16 protein-coding genes and 2 pseudogenes are annotated in these 15398 nt (G+C 57.2%); 9 read left to right on the top strand and 9 right to left on the bottom strand.

What is annotated here, in order from left to right; translation table 11 throughout:
* Positions 1-10 precede the first annotated feature (10 nt).
* Positions 11-817, bottom strand: coding sequence for a DUF4114 domain-containing protein (locus H6F75_RS03355; RefSeq protein WP_190749691.1), 807 nt, complete (start codon positions 815-817; stop codon positions 11-13).
* A gap of 412 nt (positions 818-1229) precedes the next feature.
* Between H6F75_RS03355 and H6F75_RS03350 the strand changes: the two genes are divergently transcribed.
* Positions 1230-2183 (top strand): LysR family transcriptional regulator, encoded by a 954-nt coding sequence (locus tag H6F75_RS03350; protein WP_190749227.1) that lies wholly within the window; start codon positions 1230-1232, stop codon positions 2181-2183.
* A 158-nt stretch (positions 2184-2341) separates the two neighbouring features.
* On the opposite strand, the gene thrC is transcribed toward H6F75_RS03350, so the two are convergent.
* Entirely contained in the window at positions 2342-3454 is a 1113-nt protein-coding gene (thrC, locus tag H6F75_RS03345; protein WP_190749225.1) for a threonine synthase, read from the bottom strand.
* A 290-nt stretch (positions 3455-3744) separates the two neighbouring features.
* Here thrC and H6F75_RS03340 point away from each other — a divergent pair, with 290 nt between their 5' ends.
* From H6F75_RS03340 to H6F75_RS03330, 3 genes are all read left to right on the top strand, one after another.
* Positions 3745-3996 (top strand): hypothetical protein, encoded by a 252-nt coding sequence (locus H6F75_RS03340; protein WP_190749223.1) that lies wholly within the window; start codon positions 3745-3747, stop codon positions 3994-3996.
* Positions 3997-4102: 106 nt separating this feature from the next.
* Positions 4103-4969 (top strand): hypothetical protein, encoded by an 867-nt coding sequence (locus H6F75_RS03335; protein ID WP_190749222.1) that lies wholly within the window; start codon positions 4103-4105, stop codon positions 4967-4969.
* Between the two features lie 185 nt (positions 4970-5154).
* Entirely contained in the window at positions 5155-5667 is a 513-nt protein-coding gene (locus H6F75_RS03330; RefSeq protein ID WP_190749220.1) for a hypothetical protein, read from the top strand.
* A gap of 28 nt (positions 5668-5695) precedes the next feature.
* On the opposite strand, the gene H6F75_RS03325 is transcribed toward H6F75_RS03330, so the two are convergent.
* Both H6F75_RS03325 and H6F75_RS03320 read right to left on the bottom strand, forming a co-directional pair.
* Positions 5696-6643: a hypothetical protein gene (locus tag H6F75_RS03325; protein WP_206754665.1), complete on the bottom strand. Its 948-nt coding sequence runs from the start codon at positions 6641-6643 to the stop codon at positions 5696-5698.
* Between the two features lie 243 nt (positions 6644-6886).
* A complete protein-coding gene (locus H6F75_RS03320) occupies positions 6887-7861 on the bottom strand; it encodes an RluA family pseudouridine synthase (RefSeq protein WP_199303735.1) in 975 nt (324 codons plus the stop codon).
* Between the two features lie 30 nt (positions 7862-7891).
* Here H6F75_RS03320 and H6F75_RS03315 point away from each other — a divergent pair, with 30 nt between their 5' ends.
* Both H6F75_RS03315 and H6F75_RS03310 read left to right on the top strand, forming a co-directional pair.
* Positions 7892-8356 (top strand): VOC family protein, encoded by a 465-nt coding sequence (locus H6F75_RS03315; RefSeq protein WP_190749216.1) that lies wholly within the window; start codon positions 7892-7894, stop codon positions 8354-8356.
* 165 nt (positions 8357-8521) lie between these two features.
* A complete protein-coding gene (locus H6F75_RS03310; RefSeq protein WP_190749214.1) occupies positions 8522-8932 on the top strand; it encodes a biopolymer transporter ExbD in 411 nt (136 codons plus the stop codon).
* A 61-nt stretch (positions 8933-8993) separates the two neighbouring features.
* Here the strand turns inward: H6F75_RS03310 and dxs are convergent, their stop codons facing one another.
* On the bottom strand, positions 8994-10901 hold the full coding sequence (gene dxs / locus H6F75_RS03305) for a 1-deoxy-D-xylulose-5-phosphate synthase (protein ID WP_190749213.1): 1908 nt from the start codon (positions 10899-10901) through the stop codon (positions 8994-8996).
* 217 nt (positions 10902-11118) lie between these two features.
* On the opposite strand from dxs, the gene H6F75_RS03300 reads away from it, so the two are divergent.
* Complete coding sequence (locus H6F75_RS03300) at positions 11119-11643, top strand: hypothetical protein (RefSeq protein ID WP_190749211.1); 525 nt, start codon at positions 11119-11121, stop codon at positions 11641-11643.
* Positions 11644-11737: 94 nt separating this feature from the next.
* Here H6F75_RS03300 and H6F75_RS03295 read toward each other — a convergent pair whose 3' ends face one another.
* Positions 11738-12508 (bottom strand): DUF362 domain-containing protein, encoded by a 771-nt coding sequence (locus H6F75_RS03295; protein ID WP_190749209.1) that lies wholly within the window; start codon positions 12506-12508, stop codon positions 11738-11740.
* A 349-nt stretch (positions 12509-12857) separates the two neighbouring features.
* Between H6F75_RS03295 and rpsN the strand changes: the two genes are divergently transcribed.
* Positions 12858-13160, top strand: coding sequence for a 30S ribosomal protein S14 (gene rpsN / locus H6F75_RS03290; protein WP_190749207.1), 303 nt, complete (start codon positions 12858-12860; stop codon positions 13158-13160).
* Between the two features lie 130 nt (positions 13161-13290).
* On the opposite strand, the pseudogene H6F75_RS03285 reads toward rpsN, so the two are convergent.
* Both H6F75_RS03285 and H6F75_RS03280 read right to left on the bottom strand, forming a co-directional pair.
* A pseudogene (locus H6F75_RS03285) lies at positions 13291-13865 on the bottom strand (Uma2 family endonuclease).
* 102 nt (positions 13866-13967) lie between these two features.
* A pseudogene (locus tag H6F75_RS03280) lies at positions 13968-14294 on the bottom strand (hypothetical protein); the annotation flags it as partial.
* A 149-nt stretch (positions 14295-14443) separates the two neighbouring features.
* On the opposite strand from H6F75_RS03280, the gene aat reads away from it, so the two are divergent.
* Complete coding sequence (aat, locus tag H6F75_RS03275; RefSeq protein WP_190749687.1) at positions 14444-15022, top strand: leucyl/phenylalanyl-tRNA--protein transferase; 579 nt, start codon at positions 14444-14446, stop codon at positions 15020-15022.
* Here the strand turns inward: aat and H6F75_RS03270 are convergent.
* Positions 14996-15385: a helix-turn-helix domain-containing protein gene (locus tag H6F75_RS03270; protein WP_190749203.1), complete on the bottom strand. Its 390-nt coding sequence runs from the start codon at positions 15383-15385 to the stop codon at positions 14996-14998. The genes aat and H6F75_RS03270 overlap by 27 nt on opposite strands.
* Positions 15386-15398 lie beyond the last annotated feature (13 nt).

Here is a 15398-nt window from a genome sequence, read left to right as displayed (position 1 = left end):
GCCAGCCAAACTAGGCGGTGGCAGCCTTACGGCGGCGCAGGGTGGTAAAACCACCGATACCCAAGGCCGCGATGCCGAGCAGGGCAGAGGGCTCAGGAACATCTTCAGCGGGGGGTGCCCCGTGCTGAATGCCGCGTACGGCGAAGATCACGTCGTTGTAGTCGCGATCGCCACCGCCGACAATATCCTCAAAACCGAGGATGATCCAGTCTTGGTGCTGGAAGGCAACCACGTGCTGGAGCCCATTGGGGTTGGCTGCAGCGTTGGTGCCTAGCATCGTGTTGCCGCCGTTTTTGCCGTTCGACTTAATCATAAAATCGAGCTGAGTGGCACCGACGAACGCCCCGAGGCTAACGCCTTGCCCGAGGGCGAGGGGGCCGTTGCTCTCGCTGAGCTTGCTATCGCGAGACGAAATATCGTCGAAGATTTTGCCACCGCTGGTCAAACCGCCGCTGGCATTGGTAGCGGTGTAAAAGAGCTGGTTGCGATACCCAGCTCCTTCATTGATGAAGTAGACCTCAACCGGGTCAACGCCATTCCAAAACAGCTTGCTGGTATCAAGTTCATAGTCGGCCAGAAAGCTTTGGGATAGGGCGTTGGCCTCGTTGTTGATGAGCTTTTTAAGCTCCTCTAGGCTAGTAGAAGGCTTGGTGATATTCAGGCTCTTGAGGCTGTCAAACCCGAGGTCAGTGGAAAACTGATCGGGGGTGAGACCAGCAGCGGGTAGCTGGGCCTGGGCTGGAGCCGTAGCCATAACGCTGACGCACACTGCGGCGGCCGCGAGTCCGGCTTCTAAAAGGTGACGGTTGATGAACATCTCCTGGTACCTGGCTAAAAGGTGAATGGGTTACATAGAACACCTGCCCCTAAGGGAGGATCTGGGGGCGAGCAGGCTGCATCGCAGTGGCGAGTTAGGCTGCCCTAGGGCCAGTGATATTTGCACGGCTTGGGTCTAATCTATCCGGCCACAGCAGGGAGAGCCTGAGTAGATCCCCTGGGCATCAGATAAAGCTTCAGTAATTCGAGCGGAATCAGGTAGCAAAAATTGCCGTAGCAATACTGAGGCTGCATTTACGCCATGTGGCCTCAGTATTGCTGCGACGGCATTCAGAACATTGTCAAGAGCCAGGCAGAGGCCGATAGAACCGCAGAAATTGTGGAATGTCTCTTTCGCTAAGCGGCAATCAAGGGTTAGTGTCTAGCTTATCCACGTCGAGTAGGACAGCACAATGGCTAAAGCTGACCCCCATCGCCTGAAGCTCTCTCAACTGCGAGCGCTCGTGGCTATTGCCGACCGGGGTTCGTTTAGCGAGGCCGCTCTGCACATGGAGCTTTCCCAATCGGCGGTGAGCCATGCCATTGCCACTCTGGAAGAAGAGCTGGGGGTGTCATTGCTCAACCGGGGCCGCCAGGGGGCGGTGCTGACGCCAGTGGGTGAACAAATCACTGAGGAAGCCCGACAGGTGTTGCGATCGCTCTATGCCCTGTGCAATCGAGCTGACGAAGCGAAGGGGCTGCAAACCGGCGAAGTGCGAATTGCGGCCTTTCGCAGCGTGGCGACCCACATTTTGCCGGAGGTGATTCGTCAGTTTCGGCAGCAGTACCCTGGGGTCGCCATTGCCATTGATGAAAAATCTCACTATGAAATGGTGGAAAGCGATCTGCGCCAGGGGCGGGCCGATGTCGGGTTTACCTATTTGCCCAGCCGCGATGAGTTTGAGCAGTGGGAACTGCTGCGCGATCGCTACATCATCCTCCTGCCGCCTAGCTCCCAACCGCATGCTCCCCTGCCCCAGCCATTTACCTGGCAGGACCTGGCAGCTTATCCGCTGATTTTGACCCCCAATGACGATGGCGATCGCCAGTACCTCGATCGCCTGCTGCACAGCTGGGATCAGCAGTTACAGCCAGCCTATGCCGTTCGCGAAGACTCGACTATTCTCAGTATGGTGGAGCGAGGGTTGGGGGCCACCATCATGGCGTCCCTGGCCGCAGAGCCTATCCCTCCGGGGCTACGGGTAGCGGAGTTGCCCCAACCCCTAGAACGCGTGATTGGGGTCATTGTGCTGCGGGATGCGCTCTTGCCCCCGCCGGTTTTTGCCTTTTTGGAGCGGCTTAAGGCGGTTTGGCTCCAGTCCCAGGCAACCCAGTCTGCCTCTGATCTAGCCACTGGAAGCCGATAGCCCAACACTCAGCCGCCACAAAAAATGCCTCGGCGCTGGGCCGAGGCAAACAGGTCGTTGTTGCTCTGGAAGGACGTTGAACGCGGTTCACATTCTCCAGATGTTGACTACAGCAGCAAGTCTACCGATTTCGGACGGCAGCAAATATTAACCGGCGTTTAGAAGCCCATGGCCTTGGCGAGGGTACCAGGGTCTGGATTGAGGTTCCCTTTGACCTGGTTGTTGCTGTGGGCGATCGCAGTGTCAGGGTCTTTCAATCCGTTGCCGGTCAGCACACAGACAATATTGATGCCGGCAGGCACCTGGTCTTTAACCTTCAGCAACCCTGCTACCGAAGCGGCACTAGCGGGTTCACAGAACACCCCCTCCAGAGCCAGCAGACGGTAGGCGTCTAAAATTTCTGCATCGGTAACGGCGTTAAACTCACCCTGGCTGGCATCGCGTACGGCTTCGGCTTTGGTCCAGCTGGCGGGGTTACCGATGCGAATGGCAGTGGCGAGGGTTTGCGGATCGCGCACCACGTGACCATTGACTAGAGGGGCGGCCCCGGCGGCCTGGAAGCCCATCATGCGGGGTAAGCGACTGCATTTGCGCTGCTGATGGTACTCACAAAACCCCATCCAGTAAGCAGTAATGTTACCCGCGTTGCCCACTGGAATGCACAGCCAGTGGGGAGCATCGCCCATGGCATCAACGATCTCAAAGGCCCCGGTCTTCTGCCCCTCTAGGCGATAGGGGTTGACTGAGTTAACCAGAGTAATGGGGTAATCCTTTGCCAATTCCTGCACCATGGCAAGAGCATCGTCAAAGTTGCCGTTGATGGCGAGCACTTCGGCCCCGTAGAGCAAGGCCTGGGCCAGCTTGCCGAGCGCCACATAACCATCGGGAATTAGCACAAAGGCCCGCATCCCCCCTCGACGGGCGTAAGCGGCAGCAGCGGCAGAGGTATTGCCCGTGCTAGCGCAAATTACCGCTTCGGCCCCGGCCTCTTTGGCCTTGGAGATGGCCATGGTCATACCCCGATCTTTGAAGCTGCCAGTGGGGTTGAGGCCGTCGTACTTGACCCACACCTTTACATCTTTGCCGATATGTTGGGCCAAGACTGGCATGGGAATCAGCGGGGTGTTGCCCTCACACAGGGTCACCACTGGAGTCTGATCGGAGACGGGTAGGTAGCTTCGATAGGCTTCAATCAGACCTGGCCAGGGCTGGAGCCCAGCGGCGAGAGAGCGGGAAACGGCGGTGGCGGCAGGGTTTACGCTTAGGGTCACGGTAGGTTGACGATAGGTACGGCAGGCTAAAGACGTAGATCAGCGAGACCTAGCCCAGGCTCAGCCTTTGTTTTCTAGTTTACCGTGTGCCTTGACGCCAACCGATCAAGAGCTGTGTTTTTAGCACCGACGAGACTAGAAATTTCTGTTTTAGGGATATCTCCAGTTTACAAACTGCCCTAGGTCGGCTCTGCGGTTTGCGATCGCCTGGTTTAAGATTAGTTGCTGGACAGGATGGTTAAAATGTCTTAACTTTCTGACTGAGTACAATTCTCTACCCAACTTCGCCCATGAACGCCTCCATAGACCGCACTAACGTTCAGGCAACGGTTCTCTCCAATGGATCGGCCCCAGAACCAGCGGCAGCCCCCGCCGCCGATAAAATTTGCTGGCTCGAGGTGCGCCAGGCTCCCTACCACCCCAGTCAGCAGGTGGAGCTGCTGCACTTGCAGGCCGAGGCCGAGGCTTTACTGTTGCAGTTGCAGGCTAAGCATCAGCGGCGACAGAGCAATCCTGACAGTGTTGTAGCACCGGCTGTCTAGATATTGATGGCGCTGTAACCGGCGATCGCCTCTTTAGCCCAGCGAAAATGCGCCACTTTCTGAAGAATTCGCTATGGTTAGGGGGATTTTGTGGGGAGATGCTGCGATGACCTACTCTGCCAAGCCGAGGCAATCTGGAGAGCCCAAGCTAAAAAGCCTAGCCAACCGAAAGCTGTACTCTGCAATCGCAGGGGGCCTGCTGCTGGCGATCGCGGCCGGAGCCACCATTAGACTCACCACAGCCGACTCCCGCAGCAACGAGGTCGACGCGGTCGCGACCGTTAACGACGCGGTCATTTCTGACCCAGCCGCCGATGGCGCTCTAACCCCTGCCACCGGAGAAGCGGCTACTCCATTTCAGTCAAAGCCTTTCTATGCGGCATCGGCACCGCTACGGCTGGCCGACCCGAGCCTGCTGCGCTCCACCTCTCCCCAAGCTCGAGTAGAGGCGATCGCCGCCGGTCGTTCTGACCCGTTTGCCTCGGTGGTGTTGCCAGGCCCCAAAGTATCGCGTCCTAACCGGGCAGCCGCCGCGTTGACGCCAGCACCTGCCCCGACCCGAGGTCAAGCACTGCCAACGGTGCCCGTGTCGGCAACCCAGAGTTTGCCCCCTCTGCCCCAAGTAACCCAGTCTGTGGCCCTGCCCAACCTACCGGCCCCCTTCCTACCCGGTAGCGTGCCACCTATCCCCACAGACCTCGCCGTTGCACCCACCGGCAGCCCGGCTTTTCAAAGCCTAGTCGACCAAGTGGTGGTCAGCGGCGTAGTTCAGGTAGGCAGCGGCATCAGCGTGATTATCACCGAGCCCGGTAGCACCGTCAGCCGTCGTGTTGCCCAGGGTGACATGCTGGCTGGTGGCCGCATCAAACTTAAGTCTGTGGATATGTCTGGGCAAGAGCCCATGGTAGTACTAACCTACGATGGTAAAGACTACACGCGTACTGTCGGAGCTCCCATGGTGAGTGCCCTCTAGCTGTTTGGCACTCTCGACCATAGCCGTGATGTTGGCAAAGCAAAGTTTTGCTTAAGTTTGGCGGCCCACCCGGCTCAAAATTGATATACCAAAGGGGTTAGCCAGGTGGCTAGGAGCCGGCCCAATTTAGTTAATGGCGCTTGCTAACCCTAGCGGTTATTCAGTCGGCTTGGGGGAGTTAACCCATGGGCGGTAGTCAGACATCTTTTGGTCGAAAAGGGGCACCGCGATCGCTGGGGCTTGAAGGGGACACCTACGAGTGCCCAGTATGTCGCCATGGGCAAATTGAGCCGATGGCGCTGATGGATGCCTACGCCTGTAGCTTTTGCCGCCACATTTTTGAAGTGAACCTCGACCAGCAAACGGTGCATGTGGTAGACAGCGTGCAGCCCATGGGCTGGCGCTGGCAAGGTTGGCGCTGGCAACCGCTTTACCAAGGCCGGGGAGACCTTACTCTAATTCTCTGGCTAGTGGGGTTGGCCCTAGTCATTTTTCCGGCGGGTCTAGTCGCCTTGGGGGGCTACGTCTTCCCACCCCTAGAGGCTACAGGAGTGAACTGGTCTATGGTTTGGGCGATCGGGACATTAGCCGCCCACAGCGCCATGGTGGGCTGGCTGATCGCTGAACATTACCAATTTCCGCTCTATGTGATGGCCAAAATTCGTTTACAAAGACTGCTAGAACGTTTACCCGGGTAACTAATGCAGCTAGCCAACAGGACAATTCTCATCCCTGTTGGCAATCGGTTGACGAGAACCAAATTAGGGGAATCTTGGCGTCGCTGCGCCAGCGGACCCAGCCCTCTGAGATGCTGGAGCCGGGCAGTGGGGTGCACCCTTGGGCAGGTTGAGTCACCCGCACCCGCAGCCAGTCGCCCTCAAGATCGAGGGGTTGGATAATGCTGTTAGAACCCACCAGGGCCTGGAGCGGGGCAGTACCGCTGGGGGCTAAGCGCATGGGTTGGGCTAGGCCCGGTCGCCGAAACTCAACCCGGGAGGCATCTTGCATGGACGACTCCCAAGTTTCAACAGTGAGAGGTATGGCACCCAGCTCTAAGTGGGAGGTGTGTGCCCAAGCGGCTCCGGCAGGAGTGTATTGAAAGCGAAACCAGCCATCGGGGCGAATCTCTAAAACCGGAAAGGTGTAAATCTGCTGCTCAGTTTGCACCATGGAGAAAGCAGCGTCGCGGCCAATGGCCAGGGGGTCTGCGTCGTTAGGCACGAGCCAGCCGTTGATCAACCATCCCCAGTGGGTACTGTCTGGACTGGGATAAATGGGTAGGGCTACATCTCGAAGCCAGCCAGCACCCGAGAGGGCGCCCGCAGCATCGGTTGACAGGTTGACGGGACGCAGATGCCCTACCCCGACGTCGTCGTTGGAGGCTGGGGCCAGGCCAATGATGCCCGTTGCTTCTGGGATGATGGGGTCGGGAAGAGACGTTGGTAAGGGCGGCGGACTGGGAGTCTCAGCGTCTTGTTTGCCCCTGAGGTCTTGAGTAATAGCGGGCGGTTCTGGTGCAGCCCAGGAGAAGTTGGCTGTAGCCATTCCCAACCAGGTGGTGGTTAAGAACCCGATCGCAAAGGTGAGCAACTGGTCTAAACGGCCCAGTCTGTTCTGTTCTGAAGTATGGCCCCAGGGGCGTGGCGACTGAGACAGGAGAGGACGCATGGCCATGACAATTGGGAGAGGATAAATGTCAGAACTGGGTAGCAGTACGACTGCGATCGCAGTGCGGCTGCCCTAGGCCGACTCGATTATGGTTTAGTCAGCCCACTGTGAGCCGCTTGCCGGGCTCACTTGACCAACACTTAACTCCATTGTGACCGATGCAACACAGTTGCCCATGAAATGTTCTGTATCTGTAATTGCCGCTAACGTCGACTCACTTAAACCTCCACCGCCCCAGCCCATCGCCGGCTAAACCGACCGGCTCCTGAGCACGGTCAACAACTTGAGAAAATGGTCAGGCAGGGGGGCGATCGCCACCACTGTCTCCCCGGTAGCCGGATGGCGCAGCTCTAGGCGCTCAGCGTGGAGCGCCTGACCGGGCAAATTCACCCCCACATCGCGCCCTGTGCCGTAGGTGGGATCGCCAACAATCGGATGGCCCATGTGGGTGCTGTGGACTCGAATCTGGTGGGTGCGCCCAGTTTCTAAACGAAAGCGCAGCAGCGAGAAGTTGCCCAAGCGTTCTTCTACCTGCCAGTGGGTAACGGCGGTACGGCCTTTCTCCAGGGGAACGACGGCATGCTTTTTGCGATCGGCGGGGTGGCGACCCAGGGGCGCATCAATGGTGCCGGAGTTAGTTTTGGGCGCGCCGTAAACCAGACCCAGGTATTCGCGGCGGGCGGTTTTGGCCTTCATCTGGGCTTGCAGGTCGCTGTGGGCCAGGTCGGTTTTGGCCACCACGATCGCCCCAGTGGTGTTTTTGTCGAGCCGGTGCACAATGCCGGGGCGCTGCACGCCGCCAATGCCCAACAGTTGGTCGCCGCAGTGGGCCAGTACGGCGTTGACCAAGGTGCCGCTCAAGTTGCCAGGGGCAGGATGCACCACCAGTCCAGCGGGCTTATTGAGAACAATTAAATGCTCATCTTCGTAAAGAATGTCGAGGGGAATGGCCTCAGCAGTTAGCTCCAGCGGGCTGGGTTCAGGAATGGTGAGACGAATGCGATCGCCTACCTGCACTGTCTCTTTTTTATTAGTACAGAGCTGGCCGTTGAGCTGCACATGTTGACAATCAATCAGCTTTTGAACGCGGTTGCGGGAAAGTTCGTCCACGTTGGCGGTCAGCCAGCGATCGAGCCGTTCGGGGGCGGGGACAGTGACGGTGAGTTCGAGGGTTTGATCGGCGATGGCTGAGGGACTGAGTGCGGTAGGAGTTCTATAATCCATCATAATTCGCTCTTTTCTCGGACGCGTTCTATGAGCACCAGCCCTGCAACGTTAACCGCTCTGCTACCCGGTCAACTGCGCCGCATCCACCACCTGGCGTTGAACGTGAAGGATATGGCTGCCTCGCGGCGCTTCTACGGCGGATTGCTGGGCCTCAAGGAGTTGACCGGAGATGAGGTAGACGACACGCTTAAAGAACTGGTAGCCACGGGCAAGGTCGCTAACTTTGTCACCCCCGACGGCCTGATTCTCGATTTATTTGGTGCTCCCGATCTGGAGCCACCCGATCCCGATCCCGAAAAATCCTTTACCCGCGCTTACCATCTGGCCTTCGACATTGACCCCGCGCAGTTCGATCAGGCATTGGCAGTACTATATGCGAATGGGGTTGCGATCGCTCACGGCCCCGTCACCCGACCCACCGGGCGCGGCGTCTACTTTTACGACCCTGACGGCTTTATGGTAGAAATTCGCTGCGACCCGGTTGGGCCCTAGAGCATGGCACTATCGAAGCAAGAGAGCCTTGTAGAGCAAGCTCAATCGCCAGGGCTGAGCGCGGCCAGAGGAGTTCTTGAGTCAGCTCAAGGGTTGCTATGATTAAGCGGTCATGATTGAAGTTCGCTTAACTCATTTCTTCCAGTAACGCCTGAAGGACATTCCATGCGATTTAAGGCTCGATCTGACAAGCGTGATTTGCCCGAGATCAACCTCGTGCCCATGATGGACGTCTTAATGACGATCCTGGTATTTTTTATCATCATTTCGATGACGGCTGAGTTTAATCAGCAGGCGGTCGATGTTCAGCTGCCCTCAACCGAATCGGGTGGTAGTGACGTTGACCAACCAGACCCGCTCATCGTTGAGCTAGACCAACAAGAGCAGCTTTACTTGGCAGGGCAGCCCGTTGATTCAGCCACCATGGCTCAGCAAATTCAGCAGTATCTCGCTGAAGATCCGAAGGGCGTTATTGTTTTGAAAGCCGATTATCAGTTGAGCTATCAGCAAATTGTTGAAGTGCTGGGACCCATGCGAGCCGTGGGTGGTGCCCAGGTTTCCTTAGCAATTGAATAATAAATCAGCAAAAAGCATCGTCCCCCAGTAAGTAACTCGCTGGGGGACGATGTTGGGCAGTTTACCGAACCAGAACGGGTTTTTCGACCTGGTAGGTGGCGAGAATGCGCTCAGCCATCTGGGGCGGGGTCAACCCCAGTGCCGCCTTCGACTGGTCGGGGGAGGCATGATCCACCAGCACATCGGGCACGCCGATGCGCAGCACCGAGGCAGGCACCTGCGCATCCAAAATCGACTCGGCCACAGCGGAGCCAAAGCCGCCCATCAGGCAGCCCTCTTCGAGGGTGACAACCTTACCAATTTCTCGAGCCAGGGGCAAAATCAGCTCCTCGTCGAGGGGTTTGGCGAAGCGAGCGTTAACCACAGTAGCTTCAATGCCGTGCTCACTGAGGATTTCGGCGGTTTGCATAGCGGGGTATACCATCGAGCCGTAGCCCAGCAGCAGCACGTCGTCGCCCTGGCGCAGCACCTCCGCTTCACCAATGGGCAACGGCTCCCAGCCCTCTTCCATGAGGGGGGCACCGTAGCCGCTGCCCCGGGGGTAGCGCATGGCGATCGCCCCCGCTTTATAGTCAATCCCGGTCACCATCATCCGCTGCATCTCGGCCTCGTCTTTGGGGGCCATCAGCACAATGTTGGGAATGCAGCGCAGGTAGGCGATGTCGTAGAGCCCCTGGTGGGTTGGCCCATCGGCCCCGACAATGCCCGCCCGGTCGAGGCAGAAGAACACCGGCAGCTTTTGAATGCAGACGTCGTGGACAATCTGGTCGAAGCCGCGCTGTAGGAAGGTGGAGTAGATGGCCGCGACGGGACGCATGCCTTCGCAGGCCATACCAGCTGCCAGGGTGATGGCGTGCTGTTCGGCAATGCCCACGTCGATGTACTGCTTGGGCAGCGCCTGCTGGAGCTTATCTAACCCGGTACCTGTGGCCATGGCGGCGGTGATGCCGACAATTTTGGGGTTGTCTTCGGCCAGCTTGATCAGGGTTTCGGCGAACACCTTCGAGTAGCTGGGGGGCTTAGGCTTGGTGGAAGGAATACCTTTGCCGGTGGAGAGGTTAAAGGGCGACTGGGCATGGTAGCCGACCTGGTCTTTTTCGGCGATCGCATAGCCCTTGCCTTTGGTAGTCGCCACATGCACCAGCACGGGGCCGGTATGCTTGTGGGCCTCTTTGAAGGTGGCGATCAGCTCTTGCAGGTTGTGGCCATCCACTGGCCCCATGTAGGTAAAGCCCAGCTCCTCAAACACGGCCCCCACCTTGGGCACCGCCAAGCGCTTCATGCCTTCCTTGACCCGATCGAGTTCTGGGGAGAGCGACTCGCCGACAAAGGGCAGGTGCTTAAACTGCTCTTCGAGGTTGTCGGTGAGGAACTGCACCGGCGGGCTGAGGCGCATTTTGTTGAGGTAGCGCGGAATTGCCCCCACGTTGGGGGAAATCGACATTTCGTTGTCGTTGAGCACCACCAGCAGGTTGGTGTGGGGCAGGTGCCCGGCGTGGTTGATCGCCTCTAGGGCCATGCCGCCAGTCAGCGCGCCGTCGCCAATAATCGCGGCCACCTTGTAGTTGTCGCCGGACAGATCGCGGGCCAGAGCCATGCCCAAAGCCGCCGAAATACTGGTGGAGGCGTGCCCTGCGCCGAAGTGGTCAAACTTGCTCTCGCTGCGCTTGAGGTAGCCCGCCACCCCATCCTTTTGGCGCAGGGTGTGAAAGTCGTGGTAGCGGCCGGTGATCAGCTTGTGGGGGTAGGCTTGGTGGCCCACATCCCAAGTGACTTTGTCGCGATCGAGGTCGAGGGTTTGATACAGGGCCAGGGTCAGCTCCACTACCCCTAGTCCAGGGCCCAAGTGCCCGCCGCTAGCCGCCACGGTTTCCAGGTGCTTTTCGCGAATCTGGCGGGCCACGTCTTCGAGCTGACGAATAGATAGACCGTGGAGTTGATTGGGGTGAGTTATGTCACTCAGGTGCATACTGCCTTAACCTCTGCGTCACGAAATTGAGTTTTTCCTGCTACTCTTCACTGTAGAAGATTCAACGACCAGAAACATTGAGGAGGGCAAGCATTGGTATAAAGCCAGTGCTGCCCAGGCTAATCTAGAGGACTAATCCTCTGTAATTAATTGATCAACAGACTGTAACCGCTAATTGCGCCCGTTAACCAAGCGATATAACCTTTAACGTTCTGTTATGGTTCATTTTCTAGCTTCTATTACCCATCGCCAGTGCCTTGCAATACCGTTTGCCGTGATCACAGGGCTGACGACTTCCATGGTGATGCTCTCTGCTCCGCAAGCGATCGCCAACGATTTTGAATCCTGCGCCAGCCGCTTAATTGGGGCTGGCATTGCTGGGCCTGCGGCGGCCGGGGCCTGCGGCCAAGCCCTATACCCCGTCGATTTAGCTAGCTGCACCGTTGATGTTATCGGTGTCGCCGAAGTAGATGCTGAGCAAGCCCTAGTAGCTTGCCAGAGCGATCGCCGCCCCCAAGAACTCGCTACCTGCGTCAGTGACATTCACCAGGGTCTAGAGGTCACCAACTCTACCTCTGTGTTGAACAACTGCCGCCGCAGCGTGCTGCCTGTGCGGTTTTCTGATTGCGTCGTGGGCGTGGCTACCGCAGCTAGCCTAGCCGTGGCCGACTCCATGAGCCAGTGCATTGCTGCCGGCTACCGCCCGGAGGATGTCGCTCCCACCTTCATTTTTTCTCGCTAGTCTAGCGGCCTAAAGGTTTAAGGTTTCAGGTTTAAGCCAGGCCATGTACCTGAGACCCTGTACCCTTTAGCTCAGCAGATTACTAACCTTGACGCTAATGCTCTAGGGCAGTGATGTAATCGGGGATGCCTTCCTGCCCCACCTGGCAGGCGGTTCTATCAACGGCTAGCAAATCGTCGCCATAGACCACTTGGCCGATGGGAATGCGATCGCCGCGATCGGGCTGCCAGTCACGACTGACAAATTTTTCGGTGCAGTCCACCACTCCACCCGCGAAGAAGTGACCCAGGGTGTAGTAGACATCTTGCAAGACCAGGGGCACCGATGGGCGGTGTAGTTGCCCACGTGAACTGGCGCTACGGGCTTTGTATTTCTCTCTGGGGAAGAGGCCGTAGAGATTTTTTAGGGTCGCAGAAATCAACGGTGCTCCTTTCAGCTGGGTGCGCTTAAAGGCGCTAACTGAGAGACAGCAATCGACCTCCTGCAGCAGTTTGGGTGCCCACATGGTTTTGAATCGCACCGGGCTGGGAGAGCGATTAGGGTACTCAGCCAGTTCTAGCTCATCGGCATTGAGCAGCTGAATCTTTGTCGATAGAAGCTGCTGAACACCCAGCTTGGCCATCACGGTCTCGAAGGAGACTTTGGAGCAAACCCCTTCAACAATGAAAATTTCAGCTTTGGGACTGTATTCCTGAAGCCCGCGAATGACTTCTTGTAGCACTGCTATGCTGACGGTAACAGGTGGCCCAACGGGGTAGCCAAGATTGGGCTTAACGAGAATGTGTTGAGCCGATTGGGCAGCCGCGGGAGGAATGTAGTGGAAGCGATCGCTGGGAGTCGCCACCGCTGAGGCTAAGACTGACATAGGGTTGCATTAAAGTATGGGCGCTAACTAATGAACTGCACCACAATAATGCCAATGGCCCAGGCGAAGAAAATCCAGGTGATTAAGCTTGTCATCGTTACTCCGGCCAAACAATTCTTTTGGCAATAAAAAATCCTCTTTTTTAATCTAGTTGGGTATTTGAACCATTCCGAGGGCAGAAAACCGAACCCGTCTCATCAGCGGAATTGCCCATGGATAGCTCCACACAGGGATTACCAGCAAGGCACTGGCAAAAAACCTGGGTGCCGGGGTTTACTCCCCTGGGTTGAGTCGCGTATAGTAGTAGACTGTGTCTGTGATCAAAAGGTCTTACGGCTAGAGAAACCAAATGGCTAAGAAAAGCATGATTGCGCGGGAGCGCAAGCGGGAAAAGATGGTAGAGCAATACGCCAAGAAGCGTGAGGCCCTGCTAGAAGAGTTTGACAAAGCTGCCAACCAGCAAGAGAAGGTGGCAGTCCACCGCAAAATTCAGCAACTTCCCCGCAACAGCGCGCCGACTCGCCTGCACAATCGCTGCTGGATGACCGGTCGCCCTCGTGGCTACTATCGCGACTTCGGCCTCTGCCGCAACAAGCTGCGCGAGATGGCCCACCAGGGTCTGCTGCCTGGCGTGGTGAAGTCGAGCTGGTAGAGCAGCCTTTCGAGCGTTGAGCTTGAACGAGTATAGGTTATGAAGTCTTAAAGAGGCCTGAGCGATGCTCAGGCCTCTTTTGTTGTTATAGCCATGATGTTTGACGATAAGCGTGAGATCGCAGGCCTCCTCAACCCCAAATTTCGGCTAGCCTAAGCACAAAGCCGGGCAGCACACCTTCTCCAGAGAGCTGTTCTGGCTGGCCCAAATACTCTGTAGGTCTTCCCAAACGGTAAATTTCCACCCGTTTTTCCTAAGGATCGATTAGCCACCCTAACCGCACGCCACAATCGCGATACTCGGCCATCTTGTGCTGTAGCGTGGCCAGTTTGTCGGTAGCCGATCGCAGCTCAATCACAAAATCGGGAGCTAAGGGTAAAAACCTGGCGGGGTCCGGGGCCAGGGCTTCAATGCGCGATTTTTCTACCCAGGCTACATCTGGCGAGCGATCGGCTCCATTGGGGAGCGAGAACCCGGTGGAAGAATAAACACCAAGCCTGTGCCATCTTGTTCGGCCCAGGAACCGACTCGTAGGTTGAGCTTAGAATTTTGACGACCAGACTCCCAGCCAGTGGGTGGCATGAGAATTAAATCTCCTGTACTGCTGCGCTCGAGGCGAATGTCGTGGTTGACTTTACACAGCTCATAGAACTGTTCGCGGGTGAGCCGCACCACTGGGTCGAGGGTTAGGGTCAGTGAAGTCATAGCCCTAGGATAACGACTGATCGCTGTAGGTTAAGTGCTCTCTCTTTCTGCATCGCCGCCATCGGCTAGCCTGCCGACACGGCTGGCCTCCAGAGTGGTGGAGCGGCCGCAGCAGCGATCGATTCCCAAGCTATCGAACAGGAGGTCGCCCACGGCGTTAGCGACGGTAAACTCACCGTAGAAACTGTCAGAAAAATCAAAGGCTTGCAGCTCAGTTAAGATCGCCATCACCAGCGAGCCGACATCGTTTTCGCCCTCCATGCGCTGGCGCACAAACACCTGCGAAACGCGCTCGGCGATTTTGCGATTGGCCGGTTCTGGCAGATACTCTGCATTCAGCCAGGTCAACAACGCTGCCTTGAGCCACTGCCCCTCCTGTTGAGCATCCTCTGGCGGCGGCAGCATAATGGGGCTAAGGGGGTCAGTCATCGAGTTGAGGGGTGAGGAAACCGAAGAAAACCTTCTGTACACTCAATACTACCGTCTCAGATTCCTGCCTTAGAGTGAAGGCGGCTGAGCGTCAAGAAACATTACTCGCCCGCCCCTGAGCACCATCTACTCAAACTATTGTGACCTCCATCAAATACGACCTAGACGCCATCATTCGCGGTTACTCCCAGGGGTATTTTTTGATGGCCGATGGCGAGGGCGACGACTTGGGCTGGTACTCTAGCCGTCAGCGCACGTTGATTCCGCTGGACGATCGCTTTCGCTATCCCAAATCGCTGCGGCGATCGCTCAACCAAAACCGCTTTCGGGTCGCCATCAACCAAGCCTTTGAAGAGGTGGTCAGCGGCTGCGCCGACCGCGATACTACCTGGATCTCGGGCGAACTCAGGCAGGTCTATACCGAGCTTTATCGGGCGGGCTGGGCCTACAGTTTCGAAACCTGGCAGGGGGATGAGTTAGCGGGGGGTATTCTCGGCCTGGTAATTGGCGGAGCGTTCATTGGCGAGTCGATGTTTTTTCGGATTTCTGAGGGTTCTAAGGTGGCGATGGTAAAACTGGTCGAACACCTGCGTCAGCACCACTTTGCCCTGTTCGATGCCCAGATGATGAACCCCCACCTGGAGCGGTTTGGGGCCTATGTGATTGGCGATCGCGAGTACAAAAGCCTGCTCAAAGTAGCACTAAAACAAAACTGTAGTTTCTTCTAGCGCCTCTGTCTGGGCCTGGGGTGCTCCACAGTCGGGCAAGTCACCATACCAGCGCTGGGCCAGACCATTGAGCTGGTCGAGAATGGCTACCAGTTCGCCCGCGCGCTCGGTCAGGCTATAGGTGACCTGGGGCGGCACGGTGGGCTCGTAGTGACGATGGACAATACCCTCTTGCTCCAGCATCCGCAGGCGCTCGGTGAGCATTTTGGTCGAGATCCCCTCCACCTGGCGACGCAACGCCCCAAACCGCATGGGGCCACTGGTAGACAGTTTCCAGATAATGTACATGGTCCAGGGCCCTGACAGCAGGTTCATTAAAATGCTGACGGGGCAGGAGTTGCGATCGTTGGTCAATCGTGCCATAGGAGATTGGGGA

Source organism: Nodosilinea sp. FACHB-131 (assembly GCF_014695395.1).
In the GTDB taxonomy this organism is placed as follows: domain Bacteria; phylum Cyanobacteriota; class Cyanobacteriia; order Phormidesmidales; family Phormidesmidaceae; genus Nodosilinea.
Note: the sequence above shows the minus strand (reverse complement) of the source record. Positions and strands in the feature narration are given on the sequence as shown.